General features: G+C 66.2%; 7 protein-coding genes. 3 read left to right on the top strand and 4 right to left on the bottom strand.

Annotated features, from left to right (window positions below):
- Nucleotides 1–597: 597 nt before the first annotated feature.
- Both ACEE23_RS09260 and ACEE23_RS09255 read right to left on the bottom strand, forming a co-directional pair.
- Entirely contained in the window at nt 598–1,821 is a 1,224-nt protein-coding gene (locus ACEE23_RS09260; RefSeq protein ID WP_448872921.1) for an HNH endonuclease family protein, read from the bottom strand.
- Nucleotides 1,818–2,990 carry a DUF262 domain-containing protein gene (locus ACEE23_RS09255; RefSeq protein ID WP_448872919.1) on the bottom strand — a complete coding sequence of 391 codons (1,173 nt, stop codon included), beginning with the start codon at nt 2,988–2,990 and terminating at the stop codon, nt 1,818–1,820. The genes ACEE23_RS09260 and ACEE23_RS09255 overlap by 4 nt, the downstream gene beginning before the upstream one ends.
- A 514-nt stretch (nt 2,991–3,504) precedes the next feature.
- On the opposite strand from ACEE23_RS09255, the gene ACEE23_RS09250 reads away from it, so the two are divergent.
- Together ACEE23_RS09250 and dcuC are read left to right on the top strand one after the other, a co-directional pair.
- Complete coding sequence (locus ACEE23_RS09250; protein ID WP_448873582.1) at nt 3,505–12,645, top strand: fatty acid synthase subunit beta domain-containing protein; 9,141 nt, start codon at nt 3,505–3,507, stop codon at nt 12,643–12,645.
- Between the two features lie 412 nt (nt 12,646–13,057).
- On the top strand, nt 13,058–14,473 hold the full coding sequence (dcuC, locus tag ACEE23_RS09245) for a C4-dicarboxylate transporter DcuC (RefSeq protein ID WP_368521564.1): 1,416 nt from the start codon (nt 13,058–13,060) through the stop codon (nt 14,471–14,473).
- Between the two features lie 36 nt (nt 14,474–14,509).
- On the opposite strand, the gene ACEE23_RS09240 is transcribed toward dcuC, so the two are convergent.
- Nucleotides 14,510–15,667 carry a YihY/virulence factor BrkB family protein gene (locus ACEE23_RS09240; RefSeq protein ID WP_368520433.1) on the bottom strand — a complete coding sequence of 386 codons (1,158 nt, stop codon included), beginning with the start codon at nt 15,665–15,667 and terminating at the stop codon, nt 14,510–14,512.
- A gap of 79 nt (nt 15,668–15,746) precedes the next feature.
- On the opposite strand from ACEE23_RS09240, the gene ACEE23_RS09235 reads away from it, so the two are divergent.
- The gene (locus tag ACEE23_RS09235; RefSeq protein ID WP_368520434.1) at nt 15,747–16,241 is read left to right on the top strand and encodes an S-ribosylhomocysteine lyase; all 495 of its coding nucleotides are present in this window, start codon (nt 15,747–15,749) and stop codon (nt 16,239–16,241) included.
- Nucleotides 16,242–16,271: 30 nt separating this feature from the next.
- Here ACEE23_RS09235 and ACEE23_RS09230 read toward each other — a convergent pair whose 3' ends face one another.
- Nucleotides 16,272–17,378, bottom strand: a complete 1,107-nt coding sequence (locus tag ACEE23_RS09230) for a UDP-N-acetylmuramate dehydrogenase (RefSeq protein ID WP_368521563.1) — start codon at nt 17,376–17,378, stop codon at nt 16,272–16,274.
- Between the last annotated feature and the right edge of the window lie 11 nt (nt 17,379–17,389).

Genomic DNA, 17,389 nt, shown 5'->3' with positions numbered 1-17,389 from the left:
AACCACCAGCAGAAAAGAAATAGCTGCCTAACCACTAGGTAGCTCCACTACGTGTCCACGATTTGCGGGCAACCCCATTAGGGGATTTTGTGGTTCAGTGCCGTTAGCTAGTACGTAGTTGCCTCCGGCGGACGATCCGCCACTCCCACAGGCAGCCAACCCAAGGGTCAGGGAACCGGCTGCCAGGGTGGCAATGATCTTCTTAACTGTCATAGGGGGGGGGGAGATACCTCCATGCTTTGGGTGCAACCCTGCCACTCGGGATAACAGCAACTGAGCTGCACCGGCATTTTCATGAGACTAACCTGTGATGAGGTTGCACTCTAAGCTACCGTGTGTAGCCAGTCACAGTGATCTGTTTCATGAAAATAGCGTAGAAAATTAGCAAAACCCGGCAAAGAGGCGTCTCAAGATATTCCAAAGCTCTGTGACGTGGATAAATACTTCCGCCCAATCAGCCAATAACCACCCCTGTTAAGGGGGTGATGCTAGCTCTAGGTCACAGTTTACGAGCTCTCTCCTGCTTAAAAACATCAGGGTTTTACCCCTGCACAGTTCGTAGCGAAGTTAGACGTTGACCCAGCGCAGCAATTAGACCTAATTAAATCGTTTCAGCTGCCTCAGCAATGCCGATACAGTGCCATTGACAACTGCGTTTCGGTATTGGCCCGAGAGCAGCTTGTCGACAGCAACCAACGACTGAAAAGCCGCCGCGATTTCCTCCGGCTCAAGCTCTGACTCAGTCGCTTCCGTGAGCAAATTCCCCGTATCCCGCATGGGTAGAGGCTCGGGAAAATGGCTTGCCATTGCGCCTTCAAGCCCAGCACGCAGGGGAGCAATATCCTCTTCGGTAGCGTCCGTCCCCTCTAGCGCTTCGAACTGCGGCAAGTATTTAATGACATCGGAGAAACACCCTTCTTCCTCAGCTTCTTCTTCCCTAGCGGGTTCCGGGCGCAGAGTGAATACCAATTCATCTGGGTCCAAATCGAGGTGGGCAAAAAGACTCCGCAGAATCGTCATTTTGTCGCGAGTGGAATTTCGAGTCGTCACCCACAGCTCAGGAACAATTTCTTCCTGATACCTATTGGCAGGTTTCGCCCCCGCAGTGAATCCGACTGAAGGTCCTGCCGCATACGCAAAGATGTCATCCCTTCTCTGCGTCACGAAGTGCTTAATCAGGGAACGCATCAGCTCCCTGTAGCTACTAACCGCCACAGACATCTCATCGAAATCGTAGGCAACGATTCTCCGGTTGCTAAAGTCCGTGTCCTCCCCCATGGGAATCTGCGGCAGGGGTTCCCGCTTCGGCTCGAATTCGCTCGAAGGCATCGGCCAGTACGTCAAAGCCTGTTCAACCAAGTCATCGGTACGGCGACGCATCTGTTCCACGCCCCATTCGTTTTCGGTCTTGACCAATCGATTGAGCCGGTAAGGCGAAGCGTTAAAGCCCTCCTCAACCGTCTTCTTCAATTGGAACGAATAGTTGGAGTATTCGGAGTTGTACCCAGTAACGGTCAGATTGCCGATACGGTGCAGCCAAGTCTGATGAATCTCTTCGGCCTCCGGCCCCAAGGATGCTCGCCACTCCTTTGTGAGCGTTTGCGGCATAATGTGCTCGACGGACAAGTCTCCTCTCTCAAGTGCGTTCGCAATGTCCACGGTGTCCTTAGAAAACCCATTTTCCAGGCATTCAAAGAGATACCGCCGGTTCTGAGCGCGGAAGTTGAAGAAGTTCTTAGTCTTGAATGCTTCAGCGAATCTCTCGTCATCCGGAAACTCGCCGGATGTATCTGCGCGCCGGTAGAGCAGGAATGCAATCACATCAGCGATGGAAGCCCCCCATGTCGAATTCTTCGAGCCTCGCTGTACAGGGTGGCAAAGATCTTATTTAGAGCATTCGTCTGCAATCCCACCACAAGGCGCCGGAAAATGTAGGAATCGATGAGCTCTACAGTCTTAGCAAAGTCATCAGCGGAAATGGCACCTTCCCGATAGTCCGCCAACAGGGGCATCAACGCCGGCATGGCCACCTCGTGCGGGGCAAGATTTAATCGACGCAGCCTCTTGTCAGCGTAGGGGACCCCAGTCTGCGCGGAGTTGAGATCCCGGAAATACTCGGAATAGTCGCGCATTAAACGCAACGTTTCTTCTACTTCCCGCCCCTCATTCACCAAGAACTTCTTGAAAGCGTCATACAAGGCGTCAAAACGAGGCATCCTACGAGTACGAGACACCAAGTACAAACGAATAAAGGTATTCGTCTCGAACGAGACGTTATGCTCGATTCGGTTCCAAAAGTCCTCGTACAGGCGGTTTTGCACGTCCACGGGCTGCCCCATAAGGACCAAGTTACGGATCTTGTCCGCCTCGGTAAGACTCTTACCTGTTGAATTCAAGGACTCGAAGATTCGCTGCGGCTCATCGTGCGGTTCTAGATCGAGAATCATCGCCTGTAGACGCCCGATGGCTTCCCAGAGCTCATCGCCGTTTAATTCACCAGCTACGATCCGCTCCCGGAAATAGCGGTAGTTCGCGGTGGCGTTGGAGCGCTCATTAAACTCTTGCCCGGTCAGCAGCCGCCGGTAAGAATCCATGTCGTCTTTGACTGGCTTCAGTTTGAGCTTCGGTTCTGCGACAGTGGAGCCGGAGTTTTCTAGATAGTTACGCCGCAGTCTGTCGGCCAACTCTGGGTCTTCCGATTCGATTTCCTCAGCATCTAGCGAATCCACCAAAGCCAAGATAAGCAGGCTAACGGTCGTGATACGTTGCTGACCATCAATGATAACCCAACGAAATTTGGTCTCCGGGTTCCCCACGACTGCCCCGAAGAAATGTTTTAGACGCCCTTGTTTGATGACCTCAACAAGATCATCAAACAACCTCGAGCACTGTTCTTCACTCCAGTCATAATTGCGTTGGTAGACGGGGATAACAAGCTCCGTGTCGTTGCCGTCAAATATCCGAACAATGTCGTTTACGTCGCCTCTCATACTCGCCAATTATGCCTGAACCTAAGCAGGCGGCGGATCAAATGTCTCCCTGCGACCAACACCAGTAGGCAAATGGCTTTCGCTTGATACCCCCCGATCACGCAAAAGACCTCCTATAACTCGGCCATCTGCGCATCGCAAGGCCTTTGGCTTGCCGTCGGAGACTTTCAGCAAGAAACTCGCAACCTAATATTCACGTTATCTAGATAACTACTTAGTTTCGACGCCTGGGCGCTGCCGCCGCACAGTAACTGGGCCCAGCGAAACCGCTCCCGGCAGATTCGCGTCCGCGCCCGGCGGATTCGGCGCCGGCCGCGCGAGGAAGTCACCCGCCCCCAAAATATGAGTAATTACTCACATTTCGCGCGTGGCGGTACGTCTGCGGCTGTGGGATGGGTTACTGTGTCTAGACCGCATTGATTTCCTATTGCTAACAACATAGTTCTCAGCAACAGGAGAAGTTGGTGCCACGCAAGTTGTTGCCAAATCCAGAAAAATCGAGGTAGACACCTATATGTCTTTGACTCCCTTGTTGACGTTAAACGCCGCTGAGACCTCACCGGCCCTCCTTTTCGCCGGCCAAGGTTCCCCCTGGCAAGAGGCAGTGGCCGCCGCCGGAGCGAGCCCGCAGGCGGAGCAGTTGACCGGGTTGCTCGCCCAGGTGCGCGTGGCCGCCGGCCCGGTGGCCCGGACCATCGCCTCCACCTGCCCGGGCGTGTTCGAGCGCCTGGAGTCCCTGCTGAACAGCCCGGAGGCCACCAGCGCGGAGGCCGCGGCCACGGACAAGCCCGGCGCGCCGGCCGCCGAGGCCGTCGACGCGGACGCCTTCCCGGCCTACTCGGTACCGGGCATCGTCCTGGGCCAGATCGCCGCCGTGGGCCAGCTGCGCGACCTCGGCCTGAACGTGGATGCGGCGCAGACCGCCGGCCACTCGCAGGGATCCCTGGGCGCGGCCGCGGTGGACAACCCACAGGACGCTCTGCTGCTGGCCGTGCTCATGGGCACCGCCGCGGCCCAGGTCCACGGCGCCCACGACACCCGCAGCCACATGCTCTCCATCCGGGGCCTGGACCGCACGCAGGTGGAACAGCACTTGGCCGGTGAGGCCGCCGTGGCGGTGGTCAACGGCCGCCGCCACTTCGTCATCGCTGGCGCGCCGGAGGACCTGGCCGCCACGGAGACGGCCATCGCCACCGCGGCCGCCGCCTTCAACGAGCGCCTGGAGTCCCGCGAGTTCGGCGGCGACGAGCTCGCCCCCGTCTTCGACTACCTGCCGGTGGCCCTGCCCTTCCACCACGCCAGCCTGGCCGGCGCCGTCGAGCGCACCGTCGAGTTCGCCGGCAAGTGCGGGCTCGACGAAGACTTCGCCCGCACGCTCGCCCAGCAGATCCTGGTCGACGAGCACGACTGGCCGGCCACCGTCGCCGCCCTGGACGCCGACTACCTGCTGAGCCTGGACAAGGGCCTGACCAAGCTAACCCAGCCGCTGGTGGCCGGCACCGGCGTGGCCATCGTGGACGCCACCACCGCCGCCGCCCGCAACGCGCTGGCCACCCCGGGCAACGAGCTGCCGGAGGGCACGGACTACTCCGAGTTCGCCCCGCGCCTGGTGCGCCTGCCGGACGGCGGCGTCTACACCCAGACGCACTTTTCCGCCGCCACGGGCCTGTCGCCCATCATGCTGGGCGGGATGACGCCGACCTCGGCGGACGCGGACATCGTCGCCGCGGCCGCCAACGCCGGCCACTGGACCGAGCTGGCCGGCGGCGGCATGTACTCGGACGAGGTCTTCACCGAGCACCGCAAGAACCTGGAGGCGCAGCTCAAGCCGGGCCGCACCGTCCAGTTCAACACCATGTTCTTCGACCGCTTCCTGTGGAACTTGCAGTTCGGCCAGGCGCGCATCGTGCCGAAGGCCCGCGCGGCCGGCGCCCCGTTTAACGGCGTGTGCGTTTCCGCCGGCATCCCGGAGGTCGACGAGGCCACGGCCCTGCTCGATCAGCTGCACGCGGACGGCTTCCCCTTCGTCTCCTTCAAGCCGGGCACGGCCCGCCAGATCCAGGACACTCTGAAGATCGCCGCCGCCAACCCGGACTCGGTCATCCTCATGCAGGTCGAGGACGGCCACGCCGGCGGCCACCACTCCTGGGTCAACCTGGACGACATGCTGCTGGCCACCTACGCCGATATCCGCGCCCACCGCAACGTGCTGCTGGCCGTCGGCGGCGGCATCTCCTCCCCGGAGCGCGCCGCGACCTACCTGACCGGTTCTTGGTCCACCGACTACGACCTGCCGGCGATGCCCGTCGATGCCGTCTTCATCGGCACCGTCGCCATGGCCACCAAGGAGGCCAAGGCCACCGACTCCGTCAAGCAGCTGCTGGTCGACACCCCCGGCGTGACCCCGAACGACAACGGCGGCTGGGTCGGCCGCGGCCAGGGCACCGGCGGCGTGGCCTCCTCCCAGTCCCACCTGCTGGCCGACATCCACGACCTGGACAACTCCTTCGCCAAGGCCTCCCGCCTTATTACCTCCCTGCCCATCGAGGACTACGACGCCTGGCGCGAGGACATCATCGCCGCGCTCGCCAAGACCTCGAAGCCCTACTTCGGCGACGTGGAGACCATGACTTATGCCGAGTGGGTCAACCGCTTCGTCGAGCTGGCCCACCCCTTCGCCGATCCCAGCTGGGACGACCGCTTCCTCGACCTGCTCCACCGCATCGAGGCGCGCCTCAACGCCGCCGATCACGGCGAGATCGACACCCTTTTTGCCACCGTCGACGACGTCGCCGACGCCCCGGCCGCCGCCGCCCGGCTGCTGGAGGCCTACCCGGAGGCAAACGAGGTCCAGGTCTCGCCGCGCGATGCCGCCTGGTGGATCTCCCTGCACTACAAGCACGTCAAGCCCATGCCGTGGGTGCCCGCCATCGATGGCGATCTCAAGACTTGGTTCGGCAAGGACACCCTCTGGCAGGCCCAGGACGCCCGCTACACCGCCGACCAGGTCCGCATCATCCCCGGCCCGGTGGCCGTTGCTGGTATCACCAAACTCAACGAGCCCGTCGCCGAGCTGCTCGCCCGCTTCGAGCAGGGCACCACGCAGTCCCTGGAGACCGCGGGCCAGCAGCCGGTCGAGGCTTTCTCCCGCCTGGCCGACGCCCGCGATGCCGCCGCCTTCCTGCGCGCCGCTCCCACCCTGGTCTGGCACGGCCACCTGATGGCCAACCCCGCCTACGAGATGGACCCGGACGCCTACGACCTCATCCAGGACGAGGACGGCAACTGGTCCATCCGCATTACCGCGGACTCCTACTGGGACAACCTGCCGGAATACGAGCGCCCCTTCTACGTCCGCGAGGTCACCGTCCCGGTGGACCTGCCGGCAGACGTGGCCACCGGCGGCTCCCCGGTCGTCTCCGACGAGCGCCTGCCCGACTCCGTCTTCGCCCTCCTGTCCGGCCTGGCCGGCGTCGGCTCCACCGCCGAGCAGGGCGACGAAATCACCGAGATGCCCCAGATCGTGCCGGGCTCTATCACCGAGTCCACCCCCTTCGGCGTCGCCCACTATTCCTTCCACCTGCCGGCCTCCCTCCTGTCCGCCCACACCGCCGTGACCGGCGCGGCCCTGCCGGCGAGCACCCCGGCCGAGGAGGCATCGGCCAGCCCCGCCGCCGGCACCCCGGACGTGCTGGTCGGGCCCTGCTGGCCGGCCATCTACACCGCCCTGGGCTCCGGGCAGCTGGAGGATGGCTACCCGGTCATCGAGGGCCTGCTCAACGCCGTCCACCTCAACCACGTCATCGACGTGCGCGTCCCGCTCGAGGAGCTGGCCGACCGCCGGCGCATTGACGTGACCTCCTGGTGCTCGGCCATTGAGGAGTCCAGCTCCGGGCGGATCGTCACCGTCGAGTTGGAGCTGCGCGACCACGCCAGCGGCGAGGTCGTGGCCACCCAGATGCAGCGCTTTGCCATCCGCGGCCGCGCCCACGGCCACAACCAGCCCAGCCCCGCCCCGGAGTGGGGCGGCGGCAAGTCCGCCGCCAAGGTGGAATCCACACCGCGCTCCTTCCTGGACCGCGCCGTGGTCACCGCCCCGGCTGACATGACCCCCTTCGCGCTGGTCTCCGGCGACTACAACCCGATCCACACCTCCGCCAACGCCGCCGGCCTGGTCGGCCTGTCCGCCCCGCTGGTGCACGGCATGTGGCTGTCTGCCACCGCCCAGCACCTGGCCGGGCGCCAGGGCCGAGTGGTGGGCTGGACCTACTCCATGTTCGGGATGGTCCAGCTCAACGATGCCGTAGAGATCACCGTCGAGCGCGTCGGCCGCAAGGGCATCCACGCCGCCCTGGAGGTCACCTGCCGCATCGACGGCGAGGTCGTCTCCGTCGGCCAGGCCCTGCTGGCCCAGCCGCGCACCGCCTACGTCTACCCGGGCCAGGGCATCCAGGCCCCCGGCATGGGCCGCAGCGACCGCGACGCCTCCCCGGCCGCCCGCGAGATCTGGCGCCGCGCTGACCGGCACACCCGCGACCACCTCGGCTTCTCCATCCAGCAGATCATCGATGAGAACCCGACCGAGCTGGCCGTACGCGGCGAGGTCTTCCGCCACCCGCAGGGCGTGCTGCACCTGACCCAGTTCACCCAGGTCGCCCTGGCCGTGGTCGCCTACGCCCAGACCGAGCGCCTCCGCGAGGCCGACGCCCTGGCGTCCGGCTCCTACTACGCCGGCCACTCCCTGGGCGAGTACACCGCCCTGGCCTCGCTGGCCAACATCTTCGACCTCGAGGGTGTTATCGACATCGTCTACTCCCGCGGCTCCGCCATGGGCTCGCTGGTCCCGCGCGATGCCGAGGGCAACTCCAACTACGCCATGGCCGCGCTGCGCCCGAACATGGTGGGCATCCCGGCCGAGGACGTCGCCGACTACGTCGCCGGCGTGGCCGAAGACACCGGCGAGTTCCTGGAGATCGTCAACTACAACATCGCCGGTCAGCAGTACTCCGTGGCCGGCACCAAGGCCGGCCTGGCCGCGCTGCTGGAAAAGACCAACGCCATCAAGGACCGCGCCGTGGTGATGGTGCCGGGCATCGACGTGCCCTTCCACTCCCGCGTGCTGCGCGACGGCGTGCCGGCGTTTGCCGACAAGCTGGACGAGCTCCTGCCGGAGCAGCTCGACCTGGACGCCCTGGTCGGCCGCTACGTGCCGAACCTGGTGGCCCGCCCCTTCGAGCTGACCCAGGACTTCGTCGACGCCGTCGCCCCGCTGGCGCCCTCCGGCCGCCTTGACGACCTGCGCGTGGACGACATGGACGACAACCAGCTGGCTCGCCTGCTCATGATCGAGCTGCTGTCCTGGCAGTTCGCCTCCCCGGTGCGCTGGATCGAGACCCAGGAGCTGCTCTTCGGCCGCGTCGACCAGATCATCGAGGTCGGCCTGGCCAGCTCCCCGACGCTGACCAACCTGGCCCAGCGCTCCCTCGCCGTGGCCGGGCTCGAGCTGCCCGTCTTCAACGTCGAGCGCGACCAGGACCAGGTCATGCTCGCCGACGTCCGCTCCGCCCCGGCCACCCCGGCGCCGGAGGAGTCCTCGGCCGCGGACTCGGACTCCGCAGCTGAGCCGAGCGCCACTGCCGCTGAGCCGGCCGCGGCCCCCGCGCCTGCCCAGCCTGCTGCCCCGGCTCCGTCTACGCCTGCTGCCCCGACGGCCGCCCCGGCTGCAGGCGCCCCGGCCGCTGCCGCCCCGGAGCTGAACTTCGACGCGGCGCAGGCCATCATGGTGCTCTTTGCCTTCCAGAACAAGATCCGCCTGTCCCAGATCAATGACACGGACACCGTCGAGGAGCTGACCAACGGCGTGTCCTCGCGCCGCAACCAGCTGCTGATGGACATGTCGGCCGAGATCGGCGTTCCCGCCATCGACGGCGCCGCCGATGCCGACGTCGCCACCCTGCGCGAACGCGTCAACACCGCCGCGCCCGGTTACGCCGCCTTCGGCTCCGTGCTCACCGAGGCCATCGGCTCCCGCCTGCGCCAGCTCTTCGGCGCCGCCGGGCTGAAGCCGGCCTTCGTGGGCGAGTACGTCACCGGCACCTGGGGCCTGCCCGAGTCCTGGACCGCCTTCGTGGAGGCCGAGGTACTCCTGGGCACCCGCGCGGAGGACTCCGTGCGCGGCGGCAGCCTGGCTACCCTGCCGGATTCGGCCAGCTCCAAGTCCGCGGTCACCGACCTTCTGGACCAGGCCATCGAGGCCGTCGCGGCGGATCACTCCGTCACCGTCAGCAAGGGCGCGGCCAGCTCCGCGGCCGGCGGCGGCGTGGTGGACTCCGCCGCGCTGGAGGCCTACGCCGAGACCGTCACCGGCGAACACGGCGTGCTGGCCACCGCCGCGCGCCAGGTGCTCGACCAGCTGGGACTTACCCCGGAGGAGACCACGCCCGAGGCCCCGGACACCACGCTCATCGAGGCCGTCGAGGCCGAGCTCGGCTCCGGCTGGCTCAAGCTGGTCACCCCGTCCTTCGACGCCAACCGCGCCGTCCTCTTCGACGACCGCTGGGCCAGCGCCCGCGAGGATCTTGCCCGCATCGCCCTGGGCGAGACGGACGCGGCCGACACGGCGGACCAGGACACCGCCCGCTTTAGCGGCGCGGGCCAGACCGTCGCAGAGCAAGCCACCTGGTGGGCCGAGCACGGCGACCTGCCGGAGGCTGCCGAGCGGCGCCTACGCGGCATCGCCAAGCTGGCGGGCCAGGACCCGGCCGGCGACTTTGCCGGCGAGGTCGCGCTGGTCACCGGCGCGGCGCCGGGCTCGATTGCCTCCGCCCTGGTGGAGGGCCTGCTGGCCGGGGGTGCCACGGTCATCATGACCGCCTCCCGGGTCAGCCAGTCCCGCAAGGAATTCGCCCGCAAGCTCTACGCCCGCCACGCCGCCCCGGGCGCGGCCCTGTGGCTGGTGCCGGCCAACCTGTCCAGCTTCCGCGACGTGGATTCGCTCATCGAGTGGATCGGCACCGAGCAGCGCGAGTCCGTGGGCAACGAGGTCAAGGTCTTAAAGCCCGCGCTGACCCCGACGCTGGCCTTCCCCTTCGCCGCGCCTTCGGTTACCGGCTCGCTGGCCGATGCCGGCTCCGCCACCGAGAACCAAGCCCGCCTGCTGCTGTGGTCGCTGGAGCGCACCATCGCGGGCCTGAGCTCCCTGGCGCAGCAGGCCGTGGACACCCGCTGCCACGTCGTGCTGCCGGGCTCGCCGAACCGCGGCATGTTCGGCGGCGACGGCGCCTACGGCGAGGTCAAGGCCGCCCTCGATGCCATCCTGGCCAAGTGGAGCGCCGAGGCCGGCTGGCCGGCCGGCGTCACCCTGGCGCAGGCGAAGATCGGCTGGGTGGCCGGCACCCACCTGATGGGCGGCAACGACGGCCTGGTGCCCGCCGCCGAGGCGGCCGGCATCCACGTCTGGTCCCCGCAGGAGATCTCCGCGCAGCTGCTGGACCTGGCCTCCGCCGACAACCGCGAGCGCGCCGCCCAGACCCCGGTCGAGCTCGACCTGACCGGCGGGCTGGAGGGCGTGTCCCTGCGCGAGCTGGCCGAAAACGCCGCCGCCCAGCCGGCGGCGACGGAGGAGGTAGCCGAAGCCCCCGCCTCGATCACCGCCCTGCCCACCTCGGCGCGCCCGCAGCAGCCGGTGCTGGGCGCCACCCCGGACGAAGGCGTTGGCACCGTCACGACGGACCTGGATGACCTGGTGGTCATCGCCGGCGTGGGCGAGGTCAGCTCCTGGGGCTCGGGCCGCACCCGCTTCGAGGCCGAATACGGCCTGGACCGCGACGGCGGCGCCGAGCTGACCGCCGCGGGCGTGCTCGAGCTGGCCTGGATGACCGGGCTGATTTCCTGGTCGGAGGATCCGCACCCGGGCTGGTTCGACGCCGAGGGCAACGAGGTCGCCGAGGAGGAGATCTACTCCCGCTTCCGCGACGAGGTCGTCGCGCGCGCCGGCGTGCGCACGCTCAGCGACAAGTACCACCTGGTCGACCAGGGCTCCATCGATCTCACCGAGGTCTTCCTGGACCGCGACATCACCTTCACCGTGCCCGACGAGCAGTCCGCCCGCGACATCGCCACCGCCGACCCGGACTTCGTCCGCATTCAGCCGGCCGACGACGAGTGGGAGGTCACCCGCCTCAAGGGCGCCCGCGTGCAGGTGCCGCGCAAGGCCACGCTGACGCGCACCATCGCGGCCCAGATGCCGGACAACTTCGACGCCTCCCGCTGGGGCATTCCGGACCACATGCTGGACTCGCTGGACCGCATGGCGGTCTGGAACCTGGTCACGGCCGTCGATGCCTTCACCCAGGCCGGATTCAGCCCCACCGAGCTGCTCCAGGCCGTGCACCCGGGCCAGGTGGCCACGACGCAGGGCACCGGCATCGGCGGCATGGAGAGCCTGCACAAGGTCTTCGTCACCCGCTTCCTGGGAGGCGACCGGCCCAGCGACATCCTGCAGGAGGCGCTGCCGAACGTCATCGCGGCGCACACCATGCAGTCGCTGGTGGGCGGCTACGGCTCGATGATTCACCCCATCGGCGCCTGCGCCACCGCGGCCGTGTCCATCGAGGAGGGCGTGGACAAGATTGCCCTGGGTAAGGCCGACGTGGTCATCGCCGGCGGCATCGACGACGTGCAGGTCGAGTCCCTGACCGGCTTCGGCGACATGAACGCTACGGCGGAGACCGCGGCGATGCTGGACAAGGGCATCGACGGCCGGTTCATCTCCCGCGCCAACGACCGGCGCCGCGGCGGCTTCCTCGAGGGCGAGGGCGGCGGCACCGTCATCCTGGCCCGCGGCAGCCTGGCCGCCGAGCTCGGCCTGCCGGTCCACGCCGTGGTCGCGCACGCGGCCTCCTACGGCGACGGCGCGCACACCTCCATCCCGGCCCCGGGCCTGGGTGCGCTGGGTGCCGGCCGCGGCCGGGAGAACTCCCGCCTGGCCAAGTCGCTGCGCGGGCTGGGGCTTTCCCCCAACGACGTGAGCGTGCTGTCCAAGCACGACACCTCCACCAACGCCAACGACCCGAACGAGTCGGAGCTGCACTCCCTGCTCTGGCCGGCCATCGGCCGCGATGCCGACCAGCCGCTGTTCGTCATCTCGCAGAAGACCCTGACCGGCCACTCCAAGGCGGGCGCGGCCCTGTTCCAGACGGGCGGGCTCATCGACGTCTTCCGCACCGGCGTCCTGCCGGCGAACGTGTCGCTGGACTGCGTGGATCCGCTGATTGCGCCCAAGGCGAAGAACCTGGTCTGGCTGCGCAGCCCGCTGGATCTTGCCGGCGGCGGCCAGCCCGTCCGCGCGGCGGCGCTGACCTCCCTGGGCTTCGGCCACGTCGGCGCCCTGCTGGTCTACGCCCACCCCGGCGTCTTCTACGCCGCGGTGCGCCAACAGCGCGGCCAAGACGCCGCCGATGCCTGGCTAGCCCACGCCAACCAGCGCCTAGCCCGCGGGCACGCCCACTTCGAGGCCGGCATGCTGGGCCGCGCCCCGCTGTTCGAGATCATCGAGTCCCGCCGCCTGCCCGGCGAGTCCAAGCAGGCCGAGGCCGCCATGCTCCTGGACGAGAACGCCCGCCTCGGCGCGGACGGCTTCTACCCGGAGGCCTAGCGCTCTAGGCACTCCAGCCGCTCTAGGCGCCACCACGAGAGTTCCGGACAAGTTTTGCCCTCCGGGGCAGGGTTCCAGCCCTAAACTTGCCCGGAACTCTCTTTTCTTGCCGGGAAGCCCTGGGCAGCCTTAAACCGCCCTGAGGTGTCCCGGCCGCGGCCCAGCGACGGCAGTGCCCAAGCCTGCCGGCGCATCCAACGCACTCCCGGCGACCCCAATGCGAGTTCCGGACAAGTTTTGCGTTCCAGGACGGGCTCCCAGCCCCAAACTTGCCCGGAACTCTCGCTTTGACTTTTATAACGATTCTCATTTCTATTCCCATTTCGGGAGTGACCGGCCTGCGATGGTGATATCCTAAAACAGCAATGGTTATAACAAGTCCTGTCTCTCTCCATCAGCGAAAGGGCTCCTTATGCTCTACCTGTTCATCTCCCTGCTTTCCATCGCCGCGGTGACTTACCTCATCTACAAGAAGGTTCACGCAGCTTCTGCCATTTTCTTTACTGGCGTCATCCTCTTAATGCTCGCCGCTGCCACCGGCCGCGCCGAGTTCCGAGCCACCGAAATCGACCCCACCGGTAATTCCTTCTACGACCAGTTGCTCGTCGTGGAATCCCTGTTCAAGGAGCGCTTCTCCGGCATCGGTATGGCGATCATGGTGCTCTTCGGCTTCGTGTCTTATATGCGCCATATCGGCGCGGACGCGAAGACAGTCGTCGCGCTCTCCAGCCCGCTGCGCCGTTTTAAGGGCTCCTACTGGCTCGTGCCAGTCGGTTTCCTGATAGGTAACCTGCTCTCCCTGGTTATTCCCTCGGCCGCCTCCCTCTCGCTGCTCCTGGTAGCCACCCTGTTGCCGGCCCTCATCGCCGCGGGGCTGACTCCGCTCACCGTGGGCGCCATTGTGGTCACGTCTTCGACCATCATCCCTACCCCGCTAGAGGCCGGCCTCATCCAGGGCGCCGATCTCACCGACATGTCCGTCACTGAATTCGTTTACGGTTCGGTCGCCTGGGCCACCGTTCCGACGCTGGTCATTACAGCATTCATCCACGTGTGGTGGCAGCGCCGCTGTGACCTGAAGGAGGCCGCCGCGGATAAAGCCGCTACTGCCGACGATGCCGTCCCTACCGACGCCTCAGACCAGACCGCACGGGACGCCATCGAGCGCGCCGCAGGCCTACCGCGCTACTACGCCCTGCTGCCCCTGCTTCCGCTAGTGCTCATTCTTATTTCGGCTGCTCTAAACCGGCTGGGAGCCCTTCCTTTCGAGGCTGGCATTCTCCCTGTCACGGTGGTTTCCCTCCTCATCGCCATGGTGATTGAGTCTGCCCGACACCGCTCTATCAATGGCGCGCTCGACTCCGGCAAGTCTTTCTTCAAGGGGATGGGCGAAGGTGCGGCTGGCGTCGTGGCCCTGCTGGTCGCGGCCGCGGTGCTCATCGAGGGCATCACGCAAATGGGCGTCATCGACATGCTCATTAGCGCCACTGAAGGTTCGCGCGGCGCCGCCGTGGTCATCGTCCTCATCTTCGTGCTAGCCACCGCAGCGATGGCCGCGCTCACTGGGTCTGGTACTGCTCCCTACTTCGCCTTTTCTGAGGTCGTTCCCTCGCTGGCCGCCGACACGTCCATCCACGCCCCGCAGATGCTCACCGCAATCTGGGGCACCTCGAATCTGATGCGGCAAGCCTCCCCCGTCAACGCCGCGGTCATCATCGTCTCCGGCGCCATCAACGTCAACCCCGTCCGCCTGGTCAAGCGCACCGCCGTACCGATGGTCGCCGCAACGGTGCTCAACACCTTGTTCGCGTTCCTGCTGATCGGCTAGCAGGCGCTGGCCCTATACCCCGGGGCTGGCGACTGCCTAGGACTCGTCCGGAGTTTCGGGGCTGTCGGCCTCGGCGGCGTCGCGGATGTCTCCGGAGCGGGCCCAGAGGTCTTCCTGGGCGGCGAGTTGGGCGCGGGCGGCGGTGTCGTCGCGCGGGGCGGCCTGGATGTGTTGCTCCGAGTGCAGGCCCAGCTGCAGTTCCTTGGCGCGCAGGATCTCGGCGTCGATCTTGATGCCCACGATGAGCACCGTGTTCATGATCCAGATCGCGGCGAACAGGGCCATGACGGTACTGATGGCGCCGTAGGCGCTCATGCTGGCCACGTACTGCACGAACAGGCCGAAGGCGAACCAGACCAGGCCGTTGACCCCGACAGCGACGATGGAGCCCAGGGTCAGCCAGCGGAAGCGCTCGGGACGCACGTTGGGCGCGTAGTGGTAGAGCACCGCCACCAGGGTCAGGACCACCAGCAGCGTGATGGGGAAACGCAGCCAGTTCCACACCGGCAGGAAGATGCTGATGAGGAATTCGGCGGCCTCTTGGAGTCCGAGCTGGTCGGCGACGGGCTGGATGGCGCCGGTGACGATGGTATCGCGCAGCAGGTTGGCAAAAAGCACGATGACCGCGCCGATGACCAGCACCACCGTCAGGCCCCACATCAGCGACCAGGTGCGGATGAGGCTGCGGCCCTCCATCCGGCCGTAGACCAGGTTCGCGGTCCGCGAGAAGGCCCGCACGTAGGCGGAGGCGGAAAACAGGGAGATGAGCACCGAGATCACCAGCGCCAGGGTGCCTTCGGCCGTCGAGCCGATGATGGAGCCGACGATGGAATTGGCCTGTTCCTCGAAGGTCTGCGGCAGGTACTGGTCGATGAATTCCGAGGTCAGCCGCAGAACTTCTTCTTTGCGGCTGGCAAACAGCAGCGTGGCGATGGAATAGGCCGCCAGCACCGTCGGGGCAAAGGCCATGAGGGTGAAGTAGGTCATCGCGGCGGCGCGGTCCAAGAAGCCGTCGTGGAAGAAGTCGCGCCAGGTGCGCCGGACGACTAACGCCCAGCTGTCCTTGCGCAGCCGGTTGCTGCGGGCTAAGGGATCGGCGTCCTCCGAGTGGCCGGCCACGCGCAGGACGTCGGAGCCGTCCATGGGGACGACGGTCTCCACGGGTACAGCGTCCGCCGGTTCGTGCTTAGTCACAGCTATAGACCTTAAAGCACCCGCTGGGTGCGCAAGAAATGGACACCCTCCCCGGCGGGGTGTCGTTAGACTGGGAGGTATGACTGAGAAGAACAACGCTTCCGAAAAGACCCCGTCGAACGTCGAATCCTTCGAGCTGGACCACCGCCTGGTGGCCGCGCCGTATGTGCGCGTGGCCGGCAAGACGGATCTGGGCGATGGCAAGGAGGTCATCAAGTACGACCTGCGCTTCTGCCAGCCCAACAAGGAGCACCTGGATCCGAAGGCCATGCACTCCATCGAGCACATGATGGCCCAGTTCATGCGCAATTACACCGACAAGCTCATCGGCTTTGCCCCGATGGGCTGCCTGACCGGCTTTTACGCCATCACCAACGGCATGGGCCGCGAGGAGCTGCTGCGCGCGCTCGAGGGCGGGCTCAACGACATCCTGAACGCCACCGAGGTCCCCGCCGCCAACGAGGTCCAGTGCGGCTGGGGCGCTAACCACTCCCTCGAGGGCGCGCAGGAAGCCGCCCGCGCCTTCCTGGACAAGAAGGACGAGTGGGACCAGGTCATGGCCGAGGACAAATAGCTAGAGGACAAGCAGCCCGAGGACAAGCAGCTAGATACTCACGCCCAGCCAGACCGGCTCGGGCACCAGCTCCACGCCGAAGGCCTTCTTTACCCCGGCGCGGATGTCGCGGGCGAGCCGAACGATGTCGTCCGCGCTGGCCCCGCCCCGGTTGGTCAGCGCCAGCGTGTGCTTGGTAGACAGGGTGGCGGCCCCGTGGCCGGGGTAGCCCTTGTCGAAGCCGGCGCGCTGGATGAGCCACGCGGCACTCAGTTTCTCCTGGGTGCCGCTCTCGCCGTTTCCAACAGAAGCACCACCAGAAACAACATGGCGCGGCATGGAGTCCTCGCCGGTGGCGGCCTGGATGGAATCGGCGACGGCGCTGGGCACGATGGGGTTGGTGAAAAAGGAGCCGGCGGACCAGGTGTCGTGGTCGCTGGCGTCTAGGACCATGCCCTTGCCGCGGCGCAGGCTGAGCACCTGCTCGCGTACGTCGGCGACGGGGCGCTGCTCGCCCGGGGTGTCGGTGAGCTGGCCGAAGCGCAGCGGCCGGGAGAGCCCGTCGGTGGTCAGCTGCAGCTCGATTTCCAGCACGACGGCGCGGCCGGTGAACTTCAGGTTGGAGTAGCGATAGGCCAGTTCCAGGTCACTGGCCGGCACCCACTCGGTCTGTCCACTCTCCCGGTGGTAGAGCTTGACCTGGGTGAGCACGTCGGAAATCTCCGCCCCGTAGGCGCCGACGTTTTGCACCGGCACGGCGCCCGCGTTGCCCGGGATGCCGGACAGGCACTCGATGCCGCCCAGGCCCGCCTGGACGGTGGCAGCCACCACGGCGTCCCAGTTGGCGCCGGCTTGGGCGCGGACGATGCCGGTCTCGGCATCGATGGCCACGGCGTCAAAGTCGAGCAGCACGGCGACGTAGTCGAGCTGGCCCTCGGCGACGACCAGGTTGGAGCCGCCGCCGACGATGACTAGGGGCGCGCGGGAGGCATCGATAGCAGCGATGGCTTGGGCAGCTGCTTCGGGGGTCGCGGCGCGCACACAGGCCCGCGGGGAGCCGCCGATGCGCAAGGTGGTCAGATCCGCGAACGTCACCTGTGGATCGAGCTCCACCCCGTCAATTTCATTCAGCTGCTGGGTCAATAATTCTTTCGGCACGTTATCCACGG

This window comes from Corynebacterium sp. 32222D000AT, assembly GCF_053546955.1.
Note: the sequence above shows the minus strand (reverse complement) of the source record. Positions and strands in the feature narration are given on the sequence as shown.

Coding starts and splice junctions, on each gene's coding strand:
- ACEE23_RS09235 (WP_368520434.1), top strand. CDS start 15,747: ATGACTGAGAAGAACAACGCTTCCGAAAAGACCCCGTCGAACGTCGAA.
- dcuC (WP_368521564.1), top strand. CDS start 13,058: ATGCTCTACCTGTTCATCTCCCTGCTTTCCATCGCCGCGGTGACTTAC.
- ACEE23_RS09255 (WP_448872919.1), bottom strand. CDS start 2,990: ATGAGAGGCGACGTAAACGACATTGTTCGGATATTTGACGGCAACGAC.
- ACEE23_RS09250 (WP_448873582.1), top strand. CDS start 3,505: ATGTCTTTGACTCCCTTGTTGACGTTAAACGCCGCTGAGACCTCACCG.